General features: G+C 62.4%; 16 protein-coding genes. All 16 read left to right on the forward strand.

Annotated elements, in window-relative coordinates:
• Positions 1-104 precede the first annotated feature (104 nt).
• The 16 genes from tssH to ACZCWR_RS04510 all read left to right on the forward strand — a co-directional run bounded on the left by tssH (position 105) and on the right by ACZCWR_RS04510 (position 20,272).
• Positions 105-2,795 (forward strand): type VI secretion system ATPase TssH, encoded by a 2,691-nt coding sequence (gene tssH / locus ACZCWR_RS04435; protein WP_487302512.1) that lies wholly within the window; start codon positions 105-107, stop codon positions 2,793-2,795.
• A gap of 52 nt (positions 2,796-2,847) precedes the next feature.
• Positions 2,848-3,381, forward strand: a complete 534-nt coding sequence (tssB, locus tag ACZCWR_RS04440) for a type VI secretion system contractile sheath small subunit (protein WP_487302513.1) — start codon at positions 2,848-2,850, stop codon at positions 3,379-3,381.
• 38 nt (positions 3,382-3,419) lie between these two features.
• The gene (gene tssC / locus ACZCWR_RS04445; protein ID WP_487302514.1) at positions 3,420-4,916 is read left to right on the forward strand and encodes a type VI secretion system contractile sheath large subunit; all 1,497 of its coding nucleotides are present in this window, start codon (positions 3,420-3,422) and stop codon (positions 4,914-4,916) included.
• A 142-nt stretch (positions 4,917-5,058) separates the two neighbouring features.
• A complete protein-coding gene (locus tag ACZCWR_RS04450) occupies positions 5,059-5,544 on the forward strand; it encodes an Hcp family type VI secretion system effector (RefSeq protein ID WP_487302515.1) in 486 nt (161 codons plus the stop codon).
• Between the two features lie 112 nt (positions 5,545-5,656).
• Positions 5,657-6,172, forward strand: coding sequence for a type VI secretion system lipoprotein TssJ (gene tssJ / locus ACZCWR_RS04455; RefSeq protein ID WP_487302516.1), 516 nt, complete (start codon positions 5,657-5,659; stop codon positions 6,170-6,172).
• A 37-nt stretch (positions 6,173-6,209) separates the two neighbouring features.
• Positions 6,210-7,604 carry a type VI secretion system baseplate subunit TssK gene (gene tssK / locus ACZCWR_RS04460; RefSeq protein WP_487302517.1) on the forward strand — a complete coding sequence of 465 codons (1,395 nt, stop codon included), beginning with the start codon at positions 6,210-6,212 and terminating at the stop codon, positions 7,602-7,604.
• An 11-nt stretch (positions 7,605-7,615) separates the two neighbouring features.
• Positions 7,616-7,879: a PAAR domain-containing protein gene (locus ACZCWR_RS04465; RefSeq protein WP_487302518.1), complete on the forward strand. Its 264-nt coding sequence runs from the start codon at positions 7,616-7,618 to the stop codon at positions 7,877-7,879.
• An 85-nt stretch (positions 7,880-7,964) separates the two neighbouring features.
• On the forward strand, positions 7,965-9,245 hold the full coding sequence (tssL, locus tag ACZCWR_RS04470) for a type VI secretion system protein TssL, long form (protein WP_487302519.1): 1,281 nt from the start codon (positions 7,965-7,967) through the stop codon (positions 9,243-9,245).
• A 30-nt stretch (positions 9,246-9,275) separates the two neighbouring features.
• Complete coding sequence (gene tssM / locus ACZCWR_RS04475; RefSeq protein WP_487302520.1) at positions 9,276-13,277, forward strand: type VI secretion system membrane subunit TssM; 4,002 nt, start codon at positions 9,276-9,278, stop codon at positions 13,275-13,277.
• A 100-nt stretch (positions 13,278-13,377) separates the two neighbouring features.
• Positions 13,378-13,935 carry a hypothetical protein gene (locus ACZCWR_RS04480; RefSeq protein ID WP_487302521.1) on the forward strand — a complete coding sequence of 186 codons (558 nt, stop codon included), beginning with the start codon at positions 13,378-13,380 and terminating at the stop codon, positions 13,933-13,935.
• 164 nt (positions 13,936-14,099) lie between these two features.
• Complete coding sequence (locus ACZCWR_RS04485; RefSeq protein WP_487302522.1) at positions 14,100-14,774, forward strand: TagK domain-containing protein; 675 nt, start codon at positions 14,100-14,102, stop codon at positions 14,772-14,774.
• Entirely contained in the window at positions 14,771-15,580 is an 810-nt protein-coding gene (locus ACZCWR_RS04490; protein WP_487302523.1) for a type VI secretion system accessory protein TagJ, read from the forward strand. Before ACZCWR_RS04485 ends, ACZCWR_RS04490 begins: the two co-directional genes overlap by 4 nt.
• Positions 15,567-16,121, forward strand: coding sequence for a type VI secretion system baseplate subunit TssE (gene tssE / locus ACZCWR_RS04495; RefSeq protein ID WP_487302524.1), 555 nt, complete (start codon positions 15,567-15,569; stop codon positions 16,119-16,121). The genes ACZCWR_RS04490 and tssE overlap by 14 nt, the downstream gene beginning before the upstream one ends.
• A 64-nt stretch (positions 16,122-16,185) precedes the next feature.
• Positions 16,186-18,078, forward strand: a complete 1,893-nt coding sequence (gene tssF, locus ACZCWR_RS04500) for a type VI secretion system baseplate subunit TssF (protein ID WP_487302525.1) — start codon at positions 16,186-16,188, stop codon at positions 18,076-18,078.
• Positions 18,078-19,151 (forward strand): type VI secretion system baseplate subunit TssG, encoded by a 1,074-nt coding sequence (tssG, locus tag ACZCWR_RS04505; RefSeq protein WP_487302526.1) that lies wholly within the window; start codon positions 18,078-18,080, stop codon positions 19,149-19,151. Before tssF ends, tssG begins: the two co-directional genes overlap by 1 nt.
• A complete protein-coding gene (locus ACZCWR_RS04510) occupies positions 19,148-20,272 on the forward strand; it encodes a type VI secretion system protein TssA (RefSeq protein WP_487302527.1) in 1,125 nt (374 codons plus the stop codon). Before tssG ends, ACZCWR_RS04510 begins: the two co-directional genes overlap by 4 nt.
• The last annotated feature ends 10 nt before the right edge of the window (positions 20,273-20,282 follow it).

A 20,282-nucleotide genomic window follows, 5' to 3' on the forward strand; every position in this document is an offset into this window, starting at 1 on the left:
TGAAGCAACTAATTCAAAAACTCAGTCGTGTTCAGGCAAATAAAGCAGCCGTGTTGAAGCTGCAAATATCAAAGCTTTAAAAGCTACAGGCAATAAGACCAAAAATGACGATTTCACGCCAGGCACTTTTCGGCAAACTCGGAATCACGCTTTACCGGGGAATCGAGTCCGCCACTTCCTTTTGCAAGTTACGCGGCAATCCTTATGTCGAGCTGGTGCACTGGCTGCATCAGATCCTTCAACAGCCCGATGGCGATTTGCATCGCATCGTGCGCCATGCCGGTATCGACCGCGACGCGCTGGATCGCGACTTCACGCGCGCCTTGTCCGCACTGCCGGCAGGCGCCAGTTCCATCAGCGATTTTTCCTGGCATATCGAATCGGCAATCGAGCAGGCATGGGTGCTCGCCACGCTGAGCTACGGCGACGGCCGTGTGCGCGGTGCATGGCTGATGGCTGCGCTGGTCGGCAAGCCGGAGTTGCGCCGCATGCTGCTGTCGATCTCATCCACGTTCGCGAAGATTCCGGTCGATAAACTCGATGACCTGTTGCCCGCGTGGATCGACGGTTCGCCGGAAGCCGATGACGGCTCCTACGACCATAGCGAATTCGATTCCGGTTCGACGCCCGGTCAGGCATCCGGTGCGTTGCCCGCCGCCACGAAGAACGGTGGCCTCGACCAGTTCTGCACCGACATGACGGCGCGCGCTCGCGCTGGCGAGATCGATCCGGTGATCGGCCGCGAACTCGAAGTCCGCACGCTGATCGATGTGCTTCTGCGCCGTCGCCAGAACAACCCGCTCGTGACCGGCGAGGCGGGCGTCGGCAAGACCGCCGTGGTCGAAGGGCTGGCGCTCGCGATTGCGTCGGGCAACGTCCCGCCCAAGCTCGCCGATGTGCGTCTGCTGAGTCTCGATGTCGGCGCGCTGCTGGCCGGCGCGAGCATGAAGGGCGAGTTCGAAGCGCGTCTGAAAGGCGTGCTCGAAGCGGCCGCGAAGTCTCCTGTGCCCATCATCCTTTTCGTGGATGAAATGCACACGCTGATCGGCGCGGGCGGACAGGCCGGAACCGGCGATGCCGCGAATCTGCTCAAGCCTGCGTTGGCACGCGGCACCGTCCGGACGATCGGCGCCACGACGTGGTCCGAATACAAGCGGCATATCGAGAAAGATCCCGCGCTCACGCGGCGTTTCCAGGTGCTTCAGGTCGGCGAGCCGAAAGAGGCCGTGGCGGTCGACATGGTGCGCGGCCTCGTGCCGACTTTCTCGCGTCATCATGGCGTGGTCGTGCGCGACAGCGCGATTCGCGCTGCGGTGGCGTTGTCGCATCGGTACATTCCGTCGCGTCAGTTGCCCGACAAGGCGATCAGCCTGCTGGACACGGCCTGCGCCCGCGTCGCGCTCTCGCAGCATGCAACGCCGCGCGAACTCGACGACGTGCGTCAGCGTCTCGCCGCTGCGCGCGCCGAGGAAGCACTGCTCGCGCAAGAGGCGCAAGTGGGTATCGACTCCGAACGTGCGTTGAACGCGGTGCGCGCGCGCATCGACGATCTGGCGGCGCAGGAAACCACCGTCGAAGCCAACTGGCGCAAACAGGCCGAAGCCGCTCAGGCGCTTCTGGCTGCCCGTGAAGCGGTGCTGTCGTCCGCCGCCGTCGACGCGAAAGAACCTCCGACACCCGCGACCTTGCGCTCACTCGAACACGCGCTCGCCGAGTTGCAGGGCGAGCAGCCGCTCGTGTTCCCTGAAGTCGAGGACGCGATCGTCGCGCAGATCGTCTCCGACTGGACCGGCATTCCCGCTGGCCGGATGATGACCGACCAGATCACCGCCGTGCGCATGTTGCCCGACACGCTCGCTGCACGCGTGATCGGTCAGCGGGACGCGCTGCGACAGATCAGCGAGCGCGTGCAAACCGCGCGCGCCGGTCTCGCCGATCCGAAAAAGCCGCTCGGCGTGTTCATGCTCGCGGGGCCGTCCGGCGTCGGCAAGACCGAAACCGCGCTGGCGCTCGCCGATGCGCTGTACGGCGGCGAGCACAACCTGATCACGATCAACATGAGCGAGTATCAGGAAGCGCATACCGTGTCGGGCCTCAAAGGCGCGCCTCCGGGATACGTCGGTTACGGCGAGGGCGGTGTGCTGACCGAAGCGGTACGCCGGCGTCCGTACTCGGTGGTGCTGCTCGACGAAGTCGAAAAAGCGCACGCCGATGTACACGAGATGTTCTTCCAGGTGTTCGACAAGGGCTACATGGAAGACGGCGACGGCCGCCATATCGACTTCCGCAATACCACGATCCTGCTGACCAGCAATGTCGGCAGCGATCTGACATCGAGCCTGTGCGCCGATGCATCGCTGGCGCCCGATGCCACCGGCCTGCGTGACGCGCTCACGCCCGAGTTGCTCAAGGCGTTCCCGGCCGCGTTCCTCGGTCGCGTGACGGTCGTGCCGTATCGGCCGCTCGCCGACGACGCGCTTGCCAGCATCGTGCGTCTGCACCTGAACCGGGTGGTCAAACGCATGGCCGACAGCCATGAGATCGAGTTGAACTACAGCGAGGCGGTGGTCGATTACGTCGTGGCGCGCTGTCTCGTGCAGGAAACCGGCGCGCGCGTGCTGATCGGCTTCATCGAGCAACACATCCTGCCGCGTCTGTCCACGCTCTGGCTCGATGCGTTCGCCGCGAAGACGAAGGTCAGCCGCATGACGATCGATATCGCCGACAAGAACGCCGCGCCGGTCGACGCGCTCACGTTCGACGCGTCGCTTGCGGTTTCATGCGAGCCGGCTTGACGGGATTCGAAGCCGTTTCGCATTTTTTCCTCCCAATTCCCGGAGCCTCCTGATGTCATCCAGCAGTTCGCAAAAATTCATCGCGCGCAATCGTGCGCCGCGTGTGCAGATCGAGTACGACGTCGAAGTCTATGGCTCGGAAAAGAAGGTGGAGTTGCCGTTCGTCATGGGCGTGCTCGCCGACTTGTCGGGCAAGCATCCGGTCGAAGCGCTGCCGGCCGTTTCCGAGCGCCGCTTTCTCGACATCGATATCGACAACTTCGACGAACGCATGAAGGCGATCCGCCCGCGTATCGCGTTTGCCGTGCCGAACACGCTCACGGGCGAAGGCCAGTTGATGGTCGACATGACCTTCGACAGCATGGAAAGCTTCTCTCCCGCCGCGATTGCCGCCAAGGTCGAACCGTTGCGCCAGTTGCTCGACGCGCGCACGCAACTCGCCAACCTGCAGACCTACATCGACGGCAAGGCGGGCGCCGAAGCGCTCGTCACGCAGATGCTGAAGGACCCGGCGCTGCTCAAGTCGCTCGCCGCCGCGCCGAAGCCCGAGCGCGCGGTCAGCGATGACGCTGGCGTCGAACAATAAGTTCGCCCGAAAGACGACCGGACCCAAGGACTCAAACCATGACGAAAAAAGAAGCACTGGCCGCTGAGGCTCAGGCAGCGTACGCGCAATCCGACTTCACGCAACTCCTCGAAAAGGAATTCCGCTCGAAGACCGAGCACGCGCGCGAAGCCGTCGAACTCGCGGTCAAGACGCTGGCCGAGCAGGCGCTGTCGCAGTCGCTCACGATCAGCGACGACGCGTACAAGAGCATTGCGGCGATCATCGCCCAGATCGACCATAAGCTATCCGAACAGATCAATCTGATCCTGCATCACGAGGACTTCCAGCAACTCGAATCGGCGTGGCGCGGTTTGCATCACCTCGTGTCGAACACGGAAACCGATGAGCACCTGAAGATTCGCTTCATGGATCTGTCGAAGACCGAACTGCATCGCACGATGCGCCGCTTCAAGGGCGTCGCGTGGGATCAAAGCCCGCTCTTCAAACAAATCTACGAAGAAGAATACGGTCAGTTGGGCGGCGAGCCGTACGGCTGCCTCGTGGCCGACTATTTCTTCGACCACACGCCGCCCGACGTCGATCTGCTCGGCTCGATCGCGAAGGTTGCTGCCGCGTCGCATACGCCGTTCATTGCGGGCGCCGCGCCTTCGGTTCTGCAAATGGAATCGTGGCAGGAACTCGCGAATCCGCGCGACCTGACCAAGATCTTCACGCAGAACCTCGAATACACGGCGTGGAACTCGCTGCGCAATACCGAAGATGCACGCTACATCGGTCTTGCCATGCCGCGCTTCCTCGCGCGTCTGCCGTATGGCGCGAAGACCAACCCGGTCGACGAGTTCGATTTCGAAGAAGAAACCAACGGTTCGGATCACAACCGCTATGCATGGTCCAACGCGGCCTACGCGATGGCCGTGAACATCAACCGTTCGTTCAAGCAGTACGGCTGGTGCTCGCTGATTCGCGGCGTGGAATCGGGCGGCACGGTCGAGAACCTGCCGACGCACACGTTCCCGACCGACGACGGCGGCATCGACATGAAGTGCCCGACGGAAATCGCCATTTCGGACCGTCGCGAAGCCGAGTTGTCGAAAAACGGCTTCATTCCGCTGATTCACCGCAAGAACACCGATCACGCGACCTTCATCGGCGCGCAGTCGCTGCAAAAGCCGGCGGAATACCACGATCCGGACGCGAGCGCGAACGCGAGCCTGTCCGCGCGTCTGCCGTACCTGTTCGCCTGCTCGCGTTTCGCGCACTACCTGAAGTGCATCGTGCGCGACAAGATCGGTGCGTTCCGCGAGCGCGAAGACATGCAGCGCTGGCTGAACGAATGGGTCATGCATTACGTCGATGCGGACCCGGTGAACTCGTCGCAGGACACGAAGGCACGCCGTCCGCTGGCGGCAGCCGAAGTGGCGGTCGATGAAGTGGAAGGCAATCCCGGCTATTACCAGGCGAGATTCTTCCTGCGTCCGCACTTCCAGCTCGAAGGCCTGACGGTGTCGCTGCGTCTGGTCACGAAGCTGCCGTCGATCAAGGACGCTGCGTAAGCGAAAGCCGCATCAGGCGAAGGGCGGTCATGCCGCCCGTTACTGAATACAAGAAATCGCGTCTTCGACGCGTGTCTCGATGACGAGCGCGTGTCGACCCGGCACGCACGCGTCATCACAACAACAACCCGTAAGGAGTTATATGGCACAGGACATCTTCCTGAAGATCGACGGTATTACCGGCGAGTCGCTGGACGACAAGCATAAGGATGAAATCGAAGTCCTGAACTGGAACTGGGAAATTCGTCAGGAATCGACGATGCACTCGGGCAGCGGCGGCGGTGCCGGCAAGGCATCGGTGTCGGACCTCGTGTTCGAACACAACATCGATCGTTCGAGCCCGAACCTGATGAAGTACGCCCTGACCGGCAAGCACATCGACGCGGCAACGCTGGTGATGCGCAAGGCCGGCGGCAGCCCGCTGGAATACCTGAAGATCACGATGAGCGACGTGCTCGTGACTCGCGTGGCTCCTTCGGGCAGCCGCAACGATAGCGACAAGAGCCGCGAAAGCGTCTCGCTGTCGTTCTCGAAGGTCAAGCAGGAATACGTCGTTCAGAACGCGCAAGGCGGTTCGGGCGGCGCAGTGACGGCTGGCTTCGACATCAAGGGCAACAAGGAAGCGTAACGCCTTGGCTCGGTAGTCTGGCGCCCGGCGGGGGATTTTCCCCCGCCGGGCCTTCAGCGTTTGAGAACGCCCATTTGCATCCCCGGATTCACTGGACACAGGAAGTTTTCGCATGCGTTCGATCCTGATCATCGCGGCATTGGCGAGCGCGCTGTGGCTCTCGGCCTGCGCGAGCAGCAGCGACCCGAAGCCGAAGGAGCCGGTCCGGCTCGAAATGAACGTCGTGGTGCAGAACGACGTCAACCCGGACGACAAAGGTCGTGCCGCGCCCATCGTCGTGCGCATCTACGAGTTGAAGAACGATGTCGCGTTCAAGAGCGCCGACTTCTTCTCGTTGCAGGCGCAGGACAAGACGTTGCTCGCCAATGACCTCGTCAGACGCGACCAGCTTCAGTTGCGACCCGGCGACACGAAGGCGATCTTCAGGCTGGGCGACCCGGAGACGACCACGATCGGCGTGATCGCGGCGTATCGGGATCTGCCCAACGTCGTATGGCGCGACACCTACACGCTGCCGACGGCACCCGACGCCGCGTGGTACCACTTCACGCCCAAAGCGAAACTGACGATCACGCTCGAAGCCAAGGCAGTGAAGATCGCGGAAACCATCAAGCCGGAAAAGAAGTAACGCACCCGGCGCAACGAGTCATCAGGCGAACGACATCATGAGTTGGTATTCAAAGGTTACCTGGCAGGAAGGTCTGTTCTTCCGCCCGCAGTTGTTTCAGCAGCAGGAACGCTACTTCGAGAAATACGCGCACATGCGCGCGACGCCCTTGTCGCCGTTCTTCTTCGGATTCACGAACTATCGGCTCGATGTCGAAGCGCTCGCGCTCGGCAAGGTCATTCTGCAAACCGCCGCCGGACTGTTCGCCGACGGCACGCCGTTCGACGCGCCGGGCAACACGCCGCTTCCGGCGCCGCTCACCATTCGTCAGGAACACCTCGGGCAAGTGATCTTCCTGGCCGTGCCGGTGCGCTTGCCGAACTGCGAGGAAACCACGTTCGACGCCACGCCCGATTCGCTCGCGCGCTATCAGGTGTTCGACGCCGAATTGCGCGATACGAATTCCATCGGCCTTGCGCCGGAGCCGGTTCAGTTGTCGAGCCTGCGCTTGCGTCTCGTGCCGGAAAAAGAAATGGGCGATGCGTGGATCGGCTTGCCGCTCACGCGCGTCACCGCGATTCGCGCGGACGGCAGTCTCGAAGTGGACACCACGCTCGTGCCGACGGTGGCGGGCTTCGGCGCGAACGAACTGTTGACCGGCTGGGTCTCGAAGATTCAGGACCTGGCGCGCATGCGCGCGGATGCGCTTGCCGCGCGTCTGGCCGGCAGCGACAACAGCACGGCAAGCGCCGCGACCGTCAGCGATTATCTGCTGCTGCAAATCCTGAACCGCTACGAGCCGCAACTCAATCACCTCTTGCTCGTGCCGGCGACGTCGCCCGCCGATCTCTATCTGATGTTGCTCGGCATGGCGGGCGAGTTGTCGACGCATCTGCGGCCGGGCACGCGCCGGCCGCTGCCATCCGGGATGTCCGAGACGGGTCACGGGTCCATGTCGGCGATGGGGCAATACGTGCCGTCGTATTCGCATCACGAACCGCATCTTTGCCTCAAGCCGCTGATCGACGACATCCACGCGATGCTCAATCAAGTGCTCGTGCGAAGCGCGCAAAAGTTGCGCTTGGCCGATCAGGGACATGGCTTGTCCAGCGCGGTCATCGATCCGTCGGAGATGCGCGATTTCGCGGCCGTCGTGCTGGCCGTCAATGCAGCGATGCCGCCGGATGTCTTGCAGCAGAAGTTCCAGACGCAAGCCAAGGTCGGTCCTTCCGAGAAGTTGCAGGATCTCGTGCGCAGCCACTTGCCGGGTATCGGGCTACAGGCGCTGGCCGTCGCGCCGCGCCAGATTCCGTACAACGCGGGTTATCTCTACTTCGAACTCACGCAGCACGGTCCGCTATGGGAAGAAGTGGCGCGTCACGGTGGTCTCGCGCTGCATGTGGCCGGTGAATTCCCGCAACTCGACCTGCAGTTGTGGGGCGTGCGCGCTTAAGGAGAACTTGCATGACACGAAACGTCATCATCGTGGGCGACACGCTCGCGCCGTTCGGTGGAACGGTGATCGCAGGATCGCCGGTGGATACGATCAGCGGCCGCGCAATCGCGCGTCTGGGCGATCCGGTCACCTGCACCGAGCACGGTCCGAATGCGATCGCGGAAGGCGCGGTCTCGTTTCTGTGCGCGGAACAGCCGGTCGCGCTGGAAGGTCATCACACGATCTGCGGTTGCACGCTGGTGAGCCTGCAACCGACTCTGGCCGTTTCGTAATCCAAAGCTATTCCGAAGCTATCCGGCAGCCCTGGGGCGGCGTGCGCCGCCTCGAACCTAGCGTTATCCATGAAGACGTATCTCCATGAGCAATCAATCTAACCGAGCCTTCTCATCGGAGGACGCCGGTTCGCCGACGCACGAACCGTATCTGTCGGGGGCGACGTCCGCGACGCCGCTCGTGGCCGCCGCGGCGGTCCCGTATCGCGACCGGCTCTACGCCGTCAAAGACGCGCCCAATCCGCTGCTCGAAGCCGCCCGCCCGCTGCTGCGCACGCTGGCCGACATGCCGCAACGCCTCGAAGCCGGCGCGAGCCCGACGCTGCGCGATCTGCTCGAACAGGAAGTGCGCAGTTTCCGGCGTCTGTGCGAACAGTCCAACATTCGCCGCGATCACATGCTCGGTGCGAGCTACTGCCTTTGCACAGCGCTCGACGAAAGCGTCGGACAAACGAGCTGGGGTCACGACACCGATTCCGCCGCCGACTGGATTCGCAAGGGGCTTGCCTCGACCTTCCATGAAGACACCAAGGGCGGCGACAAGACCTATCTGCTGATCGGCCGCTTGCTGAACGAGCCGGACGAGCATCGTCCGTTGCTCGAAGTGATCTATCGGATTCTGAGCCTCGGCTTTATCGGCCGATATCGCTACGACGGCGATGGCGCGCGCAAGCACGACGCCGTGCGTCAGCGGCTCTACACCGAGATCACCTCCGGGCGCGATCCCGTTCCGATGGCGCTCTCGCCGCACTGGCAATCGGACGCCGGACGCAAGCGCATCTCCGTCTACGACTTCCCGGTGTGGATCACGGTCACGGTTCTGGCCGTGGGTCTGCTCGGGCTGTTCGGCGTCTACAAGTATCAATTGATGACGCGTGGCGCGGAGATACAGAAGCAGATCGCCGACATCGGTCATATGACGCCGCCGCCGGTGACCGCCGTGCTGCATCTGAAGACGCTGCTCACGGGCGAGATCGCGGCGGGAACGGTCAGTGTCGATGAAGACGCCAGCCACAGCGCGGTGACGTTCCGTGGCGACGCCATGTTCCAGCCGGGCGGCGCGTCCGTGCAAAAGACGATGGGACCGCTGATCGCCAAGATCGCGGGTGAAATTGCAAAGGTGCCGGGCAAGGTCACGGTTCTCGGCTACACGGACAACGTGCCGATCAAGAGCCGCAGCTTCGCATCCAATCAGGCCTTGTCGGAAGAACGTGCCGCGCAGGTCATGCAGATGTTGCAGGCGGCCGGCATCTCGGCGAGCCGCCTCACGGCCGAAGGCAAGGGCGAAGCCGATCCGATCGGCGATAACCGAACCGCGCAAGGCCGGGCACAGAACCGCCGCGTCGCGATCATCGTCGCGCAATAACGCGGCCGAGTTCGATTTCCGGAAATTCACATGAAGAAGTTCGTATCGTTTCTGGCCTCACGCCAGTTCCTCGCGTTCGTGGCGCTCGTCGTCGCCGGACTGGTGGTCTGGTTCGTGGGGCCGTCGTTTTCGTTCGGTGACATCAGGCCGCTGACGAGTGTCGGCATGCGCGTGCTGGTGATCGCGCTGATGTTCGTCGGCGTGTTGTTCTGGCTGGCCGGGTGGTGGATCAGCATCGTCGTCGCGGCGATCGTGTGCTTGCTGATCTGGCAGGCCACGTCGTTGATTGCATTCGGGCACGAGCGGCCGTTCGAGCCCGCCTCCGCGCGCCTGATGGCGATCGCTTTTGTGCTGTTGCTGTTCGCGATCTACTGGGCGATCGGCATTGCCCGCAAGATGCGCGAGGACACGGCGTTTCTCAAGAAGGTCCTGCAGTTCGGCCGCAACAAAGAGGAATCGGTGGCCGCGCCGCGCCTCAAGCGCCTGGAGCCGCTGGTCGCCAATGCAATCGCGCGCTTGAAGTCCATGCGCACGGGCGCACGCGGACCCGGCAAGCTGTTTCAAGGCCAGCGTTATTTGTACGAGTTGCCGTGGTACATCACGCTCGGTTCGAACGGCTCGGGCAAGTCGAGCGCGCTCCTGAACGGCGGGCTCACCTTTCCGGTGGCCGAACAGATGCAACGCGCCGCCGGTGAAATGACCGGCGATGCAGCCGCGGTGGACTGGTGGCTCACCAATGACGCCGTGCTGATCGACACGGTCGGCTACTACACGCGTCACGGGTCATCGGCGCAGAGCCGCATGGCGGCCGAACTGACGTCGCTCGTTCCTGTCGCCGCGCCGAAGCAGGACAAGGCAGCCGATGACGCGCAGACGAACGCCGAACCGGCCGCGCCCGCGAAGGTCATCGACTGGCAGGAGATGGACCGTGCCGAATGGCTCGGCTTTCTCGGCATGCTGCGTCGCCATCGTCCGAGGGCGCCGATCAATGGCGCGCTGCTGAGCGTCGATCTCGAAGTACTGACGAACGGCGACGAAAAGACGCGTATCGCGGAAGCGGCGGCGTTGCGTGCGCGTCTGAGCGAACTGCGTCAGGAGCTGGGCATTCGCTTCCCGGTCTATCTGATGATCACCAAGATGGACCGTCTGAGCGGCTTCTCCGAATACTTCGGCTCGATGACCTCGGAAGGCCGCGCGCAGACCTGGGGCTTCACCTTGCCGTATGCCAAGGAGACCATCGCGAAAGAGGGCTTGCGCGCGCGCTGTCATGACGAACTGAATGCGCTCGCCGACCGGCTGGCCGACTCGATCGACACACGCCTTCAGGACGAACACGATGTCGCCCGGCGCCGCCGTCTGAGCACGCTGCCCGAGGAATTTCAGGCGCTCATGCGGCCGTTGCTCGAATTGCTCGAACGCATTTTCCTCGACTCCCGCTACGACGATACGCAACTGCATTCGACCCTGCGTGGCGTGTACTTCACGAGCGCGCTGCAACGCGGGAGCGAACTCGTCGCGGAGCATCGCACGATCACGCAACGGCTCATTTCGACGCTGACGCAAAGACCGGCGGCTGCGGTGCTGCCGGAGACGCATCAGAGTTTCTTCTTGCATAGTCTCTTCAGCCGCGTCGTGTTTCCGGAAGCGCATCTTGTCACGCCGAATCTGCGCTGGGAGTATCGCTACCGCTTGCTGCGCCTGATCGGCCACGCGCTCGCGCTGCTGCTGTTTGTCTGGCTGGCGCTGGGCCTGTATGTCAGCTTCGGGCACAACAGCCAGTATCTGACTTCGATCGAAGGCAAGGTTCATGCGCTCGCTGCGCGCGTCACCGCGCTCTACAAGGACCCGAAGCCGGAAGCCGTCCCCGACGTGCTGACCGAAGCGCGTTATCTGCCGACCTACTCCGGACTCGATCTTTCCGATCCCGACAGCGCATGGCGCTACGGACTCTACGCGCCGCAGGACATCGTGGGCGAAAGCCGCATGACCTATAGCGCGCTGGAGAACAACCTGCTCATGCCGCAGATCGTGCGACGCATGGAAGCGGTGATCACGGAGGGCATGACCAACCATGATTCGAGCGAGACGTACGACGCGCTGCGCGTTTATCTGATGCTGTACGACAAGGCGAAGTACAACGCGGATATCGTGAAGGCGTGGGTGCTCGACGACTGGGCGAAAAACGACAGCGCCGCCGCGTTCGGCGGGCGTGCGTCGATGATCGAGCACGTCGAGCAACTGTTCTCGGGCGAGCGCGTGGTGCAGTCGCCGTTGATTCGCAACGATGCGCTCGTCCAGCAGGCGCGTGCGTTTCTCGATGGCAGCAATGCCACCGAACGGCTCTATCAGCGCGCCAAGGAAGCGATGATGAAAGAGGCGCCCGACGAGTTCACCTTGCTGCGCGCGGTCGGTCCGCAGGCGGGCACCGTGTTCACGCGGGCGAGCGGGGCACCGCTGTCGCGCGGCGTGCCGGGGCTCTATACCTACGATGGCTATCGCAACCTGTTCGACAAGCGGCTGTCGGAGTTCATTCAGATCGCCCGCGATAACGATGCATGGGTGATGGGCCGTTCCTACCTCGGCGACGCTCAAAAAAAAACTGCTGACCTCGTGCAGTCCGTGGTCGGCGCCGACGATGCTCTGACCGATGCCGTGCGTCGTCAATACCTGATGGAATATGCCCAGCAATGGGATGCTTTTCTGGGCGACATTCGCACGGTAAGCGGCACGAGCCTCGCCTTCGATCTTCAGGTGCTGCGCAGCTTCGCGGCACCCGATTCGCCGCTGGCGCGCCTCGCGCGCGCGGCGGTGCGCGAAACGACGCTGACCCAAAGCCAGGCCGATGCCGATGGCTCGCTCCTGCAAAAGGCCGCGAGCCAGCTCACTCAGAAGGCCGACAAGACGCTGGGGATTCGCGCGTCGGAGCGGGTGGAGCGGGATATCGTCGATAGCCATTTCGCCGCCTTGCGCGAAGTCGTGACCGGGAGCGCCGACACGCAGGCCAATTCGCCGGGGACGGCTGCGGCTTCATCCGACAAGACGAGCCTCGACGGCGTGGCGTCCCTGCTCAACGACTACTACACCGCGCTGACGATCTCCGATAACGCGATCGTCAACAACAGCATGCCGCCGGCGAGCGACGCGGCCGCCAGACTGAAGATGACCGCCAACACCATGCCGGCGCCGTTGCGCGCCGTCCTGCTGCAACTCGCCGCCAATGGCTCGCGCGAGGTGAATCAAGGCATCGGTCAACTGTTGTCGCGGCAGATGCAGGCGGTCGTCGGCGATACGTGCCGGCTGATCGTCGAAGGCAACTATCCGTTCTCACCGACGAGCCAGCGCGATGTCAGCATCGACGACTTCACGCGCATGTTCGCGCAGGGCGGCGTGCTCGACGATTTCTTCGTCAAGACGCTGGCGCCGTTCGTCGATACCTCGGCGAATCCGTGGCGTTATCGCACGCTGCCCGGCGCGACCGAGCCGGTGCAAGGTCCGGACCTCACGCCGTTCCAGAAGGCGAAGATCATCCGCGACGTGTTCTTCAACGACCCGACCAGGAAGCAGATGACGTGGAAGACCGACATCCGCATTACCGAACTCGATCCCAACGTGATGGGGCTGACGCTGGACATCGACGGACAGACGATGCTTTACGAGCACGGACCGGTCACGCCGTTCACCGTGACATGGCCGGGTCCGCGAGGCGGCGCGCATGTGGAGCTGACGGCGAGCCCGCGCATCAAGCCGGAGACGTCGACGATTTCCATCGACGGTCCGTGGGCGCTGATGCGTCTGATCGGCAAGGGACAGGTGAGCGATACCGCGACGCCGGGACGCACGCGCGTGACCTTCAGCCTCGACGGACGGCATGCAGTGCTCGATTTCGATGGCACGGGCAGCGTGGCCAATCCCATCACGAGCGATGCACTGAAGTCGTTTCAATGCCCGAGTTCGATGCCCACGTTCATGAGCCTGCCGGATAGCGGTCCGCCGCCGGGGTTGCCGGTTGCTGCGAAGGTGGGTGGGCGTTGAGCCTTTGATACAGGGCGCCGATGCAGCGAAGTCCGGATACTCGAAAGCTTCGCTGCCTTCGACCATGCAGCGCATTACAAATTTGCCGCGGAGAATGAGAATGAATAAAGCAAGAAATTATTTAGCAGGATTGACGATTTCATGTTTGGCTTTTGGAGCCCATGCAGAGGATTTTGCTTCACCTGATCATGACGTGAAAATATCCGTCAAATGCGATCGTGACGGTGCGAATTGTGTGACGTCCTATAAAACGAACCTGAAATCCGGGAAGCTTGAGGGCCTTGCAGATAATGTGAGCGTGCAGTGGTTCGGCAATACAGCAGGCGTCACGTCGAGCTGTGGGTCTTATTGCAGCGCGACTTTCCTTGTTGATCGAACAGGGTTGATCGGTACGTATTCCGACGTGCTTGCCTATGACGAGCAACAACGGTGTGTGGCCTTCTTGAAGGAACCGGACGTTATCCGTTTCACGGGTTCGAACAAGAGACACTTCGATGTGAAGGTGACTCGGTTCAAGCCCGCTCCAATGAAAACTACCAGCTTTGCCAGCGTTGCCCAAGACATGAAGTTTGAAAACGGCGACTTTAAATTGTCTTATATGGATGAGGCTGAAAAGGACCATAAAGTCCTATTGAAAAAGCCTTGTGCTGGTTTGTGAAGTGAGTCAGCCGAAGAGGAGCATTTCGTCACTGCAACGAACTTTGGCGTGGATTCCGGCATTTTCAAGACAGCGTAACGAATCAACACGCTGCACCAATCTCGATAGACGCTTTATCCTTCGTAATGTTTAATGAGCGCCTTTTCGTCCACGCATATTCAAGCATGCGCAAGTTTCACCTGCCTTGGCGGCGTCGCTCGAACGTCGCGGACTCCGAAGTAGTCATCGACACAGACATCCCCCGGCACGTCAACGATGACCGTGTGAGCTTCCTCTCCGACATCGCCGACGCACAGGAAGACGACCCCATTCTCGGCCTCGTCGGTGCATCCACGAGTGAAGCCGGACTCGCGTTCACGCGGCACGATGCGGACTTATCCGCAGACGCGGCGTCCCCCGCCACGCAGGAACTCGTCGATTCGCTGCAACGTCAATACTGGCGCGCACTGGCCGATCCACACGATGTTCTGATGGGCTCGTGGGCGTGGGGCGTCAACGAATCGACGCCTCCGCCCATGGTCGAAGCGGCCGAAAGCGGCTGGCAAGCGCCGAAGGCGTCATCGGAATACGAGTCCATCGAAGTGTTGCTCTCGGGCCAGCGCACGCTCGAAGACGCATTCGGCCAGATGACGCCCGGCACGCTCGATGAAGTACACGTCGAGCCCGTGCCCGAAGTGCTGCGCCTTTTCGCGCCGCCGGAGTATCACGCGGCCGAAGCGCGCCGGACCAACAACCTGCCGTCATCCCTTACACGCCGCGAATATCACGCGCTGTCAGTCGACAGCGCATTCGTCGCGCCAAGACAAACCGATAACGAAGATCAAGAGAAAATCACATGACGTCACTCGAGCAAGATATTCAGGAAATCGAAGGGCAAATCCGCGCGCAGCCGACCGAGGTGAAGCATCGCTGGGCGCTGTTTCAACTGATGTGCGTCGCGGGCGACTGGGACCGCGCGATTCAGCAGTTGCAGGTGTGGGCCAAGTTCAACAAGCAGGACCGCATGGCGCAGTTGTATCGAGACCTGATCCGCGCTGAAATCCGCCGCGCGAAGGTCATGGCGGGTCAGGAACGTCCATCGTTCGTGATGGAGCCGCCGGCCTGGGTGGAAGGGCTGGTGGATGCCTTGCGTCTGTCGGCGGATGGCCAGACAGACGCGGCCGATGCCGCACGCGAAGCCGCGCTCGATGCCGCGCCCCTGACTGCCGCAAGCACGCCCAAAGGCATCGCCGAATGGGTTGCCGACAGCGATTCCCGCTTCGGTCCGGTGTGCGAAATCATCACGGCGGGTCATTACCGCTGGGTGCCGTTCGCCGACATCACGGCGTGGCACGTCACGCCGCCGAACGATGTCATCGACATGATCTGGGCGCCTTGCGTGCTGACCTTGATTGACGGCAGCACCGTGCGCGGTTTTTTGCCCGCGCGTTATCCGGGGTCCGAGGCGCAGGCCGAAGCCATTCGCCACTGCCGCGAAACCATCTGGACCGAGGTCGGACGCACGGGCGTCATCGCGTTCGGACAGAAAACGTGGGCCACGGCGCAGGGTGATTTCGGTGTATTCGAATGGCTGCTCGGCGATTTTGGCGCAGGCATCGATGCCAAAGCCGTGACGCAGGACGAGGACGCGAATGACCCGGCGTAACGCCTCCGCGCCCGGTGATACCGTTGCGACGCGCACACCGCGGCGCGCCAACACGAGGTTGATGCCCACGCTGCTCGACCGTCTGCGTGACGATGCGCCGCGCAGACAGACCGAGTCGCCGGATGAGTACGCGGTATCGCGCAAACAGATGCGCGACATCATCCAGCGCGATCTGATTTACCTGCTCAACACCACGAACATCGAAGACCAGATCGATCGTGAGCGCTATGGCGCGGCGGCAAAATCGACCATCAATTACGGTGTCCCGCCGCTGGCCGGCGAGTTCCTCGCGACCCGTCAGTGGACCGATGTCGAGCAAACCATCCGGGACGTGATCGAGCGTTTCGAGCCGCGTCTCATGAAGAACTCGCTCGTCATTCGCGTGCTCGAAAGCGGCGACGCGATGGCGCATCACAACGTCCTTTCATTCGAGGTGCGTGGAGAGATTCACATGGATCCCTATCCGCTCGAATTCATGGTGCAAAGCTCGCTGGATCTCGAAACGAGTCAGATCAATGTGACCGGGACGCGTGCGGACTGAACGGTCCTGCTTCAGCACGACAGAAGACAACAACGACAACGACAACGAAAACACGGCACTCCCAATGGACCCCCGACTGCTCGACTACTACAACCAGGAACTCATCTACATGCGCGAACTCGGTGCCGAGTTCGCGCAGGCGCATCCGAAGATCGCGCGCCGGCTCGGGATGCAGGCAGGCGAAGTCGCCGACCCGTATGTCGAACGGCTGATCGAGTCGTTCTGTTTCATGGCTGCGCGCACGCAGCTGAAACTCGATGCCGAGTTCCCCCGCTTCACCGGGCGACTGCTCGAAGTCATCTACCCGAACTACGTGGCGCCGACGCCGTCGATTGCCGTCGCTCGCATCTTTCCGGGCGGTCAGGCCGGCAATCTCGTCAAAGGCTACGATGTCCCGCGCGGAACGCGGATCACGGCGTTCGTTCCCGAGGGAGAGAAGACCGAATGCACCTTCACGACGGGCCACGACGTCAAGATGTGGCCCGTTCAGATTACCGAAGCGCGCCTGACGGGCGTGCCGCCGGATATTCCATCGCTCGATCGCTACGTGCCGCCGGACCGGCAAGTGCGCGGCGCGCTGCGCCTGAAGCTTGCGACCACGGGCGACTTCGGCTTTTCGGATATCCAGGGTCTCGACCGGCTGCCGGTCTATCTCGCGGGCGATGAACAAGTCGCATCGCATCTGTATGAGCTCGTGCACGCGGCAAGTCTCGCCTCCGTGATCGCCGCGCCGGGCATGTTTGGATCGACGACGCTTCGCCCGTCCTTCGTCACCGAAAACGCGGTCGAGCACGACGGCCTGCGCACCGACCAGAATCTGCTCCCGCTGAGCTGGACCAAATTTCATGGTCACAATCTGCTGCACGAGTACTTCGCCTGTCCCGCTCGTTTCCTGTTCTTCGCGCTCAATGGATTGGCGGCCGGGCTTTCGCGCATCGAGGGAAAGGAAGCGGAGATCGTCGTTCTGCTCGATCGTGCGCCGGGTCATCTGAGCAATCTCGTCGATGCCGCGCGTTTCGCGCTTTTCTGCGCGCCGATCATCAATCTCTTCAGCAAACGCACCGACCGCGTGACGCTGAATCCGGGCGAAACCGAATGTCACGTGGTGCCCGCACGATTGCTGCCGCTCGACTACGAAGTGTTTTCGGTGCAGACCGTCTACGGTCAGGTCGAAGTGGATTCCGCGGAGTTGCCGTTCAGGCCGCTCTATCAAACCCTGAACAACGACGAAGGCAATCACGGCCGTTATTTTTCGACGCGACGCGAACGCCGGCTTCATTCGGACTCCTCGCGCCGCTACGGCACGCGCACGCCGTACATTGGCACGGAGCTGTTTCTGTCGCTGGTCGATCAGAAGGAAGCGCCGTATCCCGAAGGAATCCGTTATATCTCGGTCGATGCGCTCGTCACCAACCGCGATCTCGCGACGCTGGTGCCGCGCAACGGCGTGACGGATCTCACCGCCGACAAGGCATCGGGGCCGGTCGCGAGCATCGGACTGATTCGTCCGCCCAGCGCGCCGCGTCCGCCCTATGCCGATCGCGAGATGGCGTGGCGTCTGATCCGGCAACTGAATTTCAATTATCTGGCGCTCGAAGATCAGGACCATCGGCCGGGCGGTCAGGCTTTGCGAGACTTGCTGCGCCTGTACGTGATGGATGACGACACCGAGCATCAGCGCCAGATCGAAGGGCTCGTGGGCGTGAAGACGCGTCCCGTGACGCGCAAGCTGGCCGGCAAAGGGCCGATGACATTCGGACGCGGGATCGAGTGCGCGCTCACCGTCGACGAGACGGGATTTTCCGGCGTCAGCCCCTATCTCTTCGGGTTGATACTGGAACACTGGCTGGCGCGTCATGTGTCGATCAACAGCTTCACGCAAACCGAACTGCATTCCATGCAACGCGGCAAAGTCATGACGTGGCCGGTGCGCACCGGCACGCGCGGAGTAGTCTGATGACGCACACCTCCCTGTCCGACCTCATCCGCGACAACATCCTGTCGCCCGAGATGCTCGCAAAACTGCAGACCGAGCCGTGGCGCTTCGGCTTTCTTTCGTTGATGCGCAGGATCGCCGCGCATCCCGGCGTCGATGCCATCGGCACGGCGCAGCGTCCGCGTGCCGAGCCGTTTCGGCTTGGCCAGCAGCCAAGTCTGGCCTTCGCGCCGCGCGAGGTCGCCAGCGTCAGTGCGTCCGATGGTCATCTGAAGATCAAGTTGCTGAGTCTCGGCATGCTCGGTCCGAACGGCCCGTTGCCGATCCATGTCACCGAGATCGCGCGCGACCGCGAACAGAGCCGTGGCGACACCACGACCACCGAATTCTTCGACATCTTCCATCATCGGGCCTTCGCGCTTTTCTATCACGCATGGGCGTCGGCGCAATCCGCGGCGGGGCTGGATCGGCGCGACGACGAGCAGTTTTCCTTCTACATCGCGTGCCTGAGCGGACAGGATCACGATGAGATGCGCAATCGCGCGTTGCCTTCGCACGCGCGGCTCGCGGCATCGCCGCATTTGGTGCGTGAAGCGCGCAATCCGGACGGTCTGCGGGCCACGCTGGCCCATTACTTCGGCGTGCCGGTCGAGATTCAGGAGTACGTCTTTCACTGGATCGATATCGAGCGCAACGATCAGGGGCGCATCGGACGCGCGGGCAAGGGCGCGCGGATGGGGCAGGGCGCGATGCTCGGTCGAGTCGCGCCGGACCGTCAGCATCGCTTTCGTATCGTGATCGGGCCGATCGATCTGGAGTCGTACCTGCGCTTCACGCCGAAAGGACCGGACTTGCCGCATCTGGTCGAATGGGTGCGCGCGTTTGTCGGCCGCGAACTCGAATGGGAACTGGAACTGCGCATCAAACCCGACAGCGCGCCGCCCGCGCAGATGGGCGGCAAGCAGCAGATCGGCTGGTCGGGATGGCTCGGCCGCCCGAATCCGGACAGGCCGATCACCGGCAAGATCTTCGAACCTGAGCGCTACGCGCATCAATTCACACGCCAACCTTCGGAACGACGAGACACAGCATGACCCGAAACACCGTCAATGCAACAAAGGCCGGCCAGAAGGCCGAGAAAGCAAGCAGCGCGTCCGACTGGATGACGCCTGTCAGCGATACCTCGCCCTGTGGCCCCGACCTCGAATACGATCACGACTTCGTGGTGTTGTTTGCGAGCACCGTGCCGAAACAGGACGTGCAGTATGGGTCGTTCGTGGGCACGGCCGAACCGCTCAACTGGGGCGAGATCGAACGCGACTGTCGCCGGCTGATGAACCGCACGAAGGATCTGCGCGTCGCGTTGCTGTACGCCCGTTGCCGTACGCGTCTGGGCGGAGCCAAAGGCCTGGCGGAAGGGACGACGCTTCTGGCTGCGTGGCTGCAGTCGTTTCCCGGCCAGATTCATCCGTGCGAAGGTGAAACGTACGAACACGACGAAGCGCTGGAAATGCGCATGAATGCGCTGCAAGGACTTGTCGATCCGGAAGGTCTGCTCGCCGATGCACGCGAAATCGTGCTCGCGAAATCGACGGCGGCGCGTTTGCAAATACGTGATGTGGAACGGGCGCTCGGTTATCCGCGTCCGGCCGACGCCCTCGCGCCGGATTCGGTCATGCAGCAGTTGCGGGACTTGCGCGTTCAGCAACCGGCGACCATGCAGGCTTTCGATGAAACGCTGGCGAATCTCGCGGCCATCGAGAGTTGGTGTGACACGCATCTGAAGGGCTATGAGCCGGACATCGCTTTGCTGACCAAATTATTGAGTCCGTTGCGCTCGCCCGAGGTCGATTTGTCGGAGGTCGAGACTTTGGAGGTCGCGGAGGCGATCGAGGAGACTGCGACTGACATTGCGGCCGAGAGCACCGAGAGCCCGGTTGAGGTGACTGAAGAAGAAGTCGATACGCCGCCCGTGTCAGTAGCCCCGGTCGCCGCACGCAGCACCGCTATAAACGGCCGACAGGCAGCGCTGGCATCGATTCGCGCCGCTCGCGCCTGGTTCGAAACGCACGAGCCGAGCAGCCCGATTCCCGTTCTGCTCAAGCGCGCGGAATATTGCGTGGGGAAACGTTATGTGGAAATCGTGAAGGCGGTTCCATCCGAACTGCTCACGCAATGGGATGCGCCGAGCGAAGACGGTGCGGCTGGTTCATAACCCGTGACCC

The organism is Caballeronia sp. A2-2, from assembly GCF_057612605.2.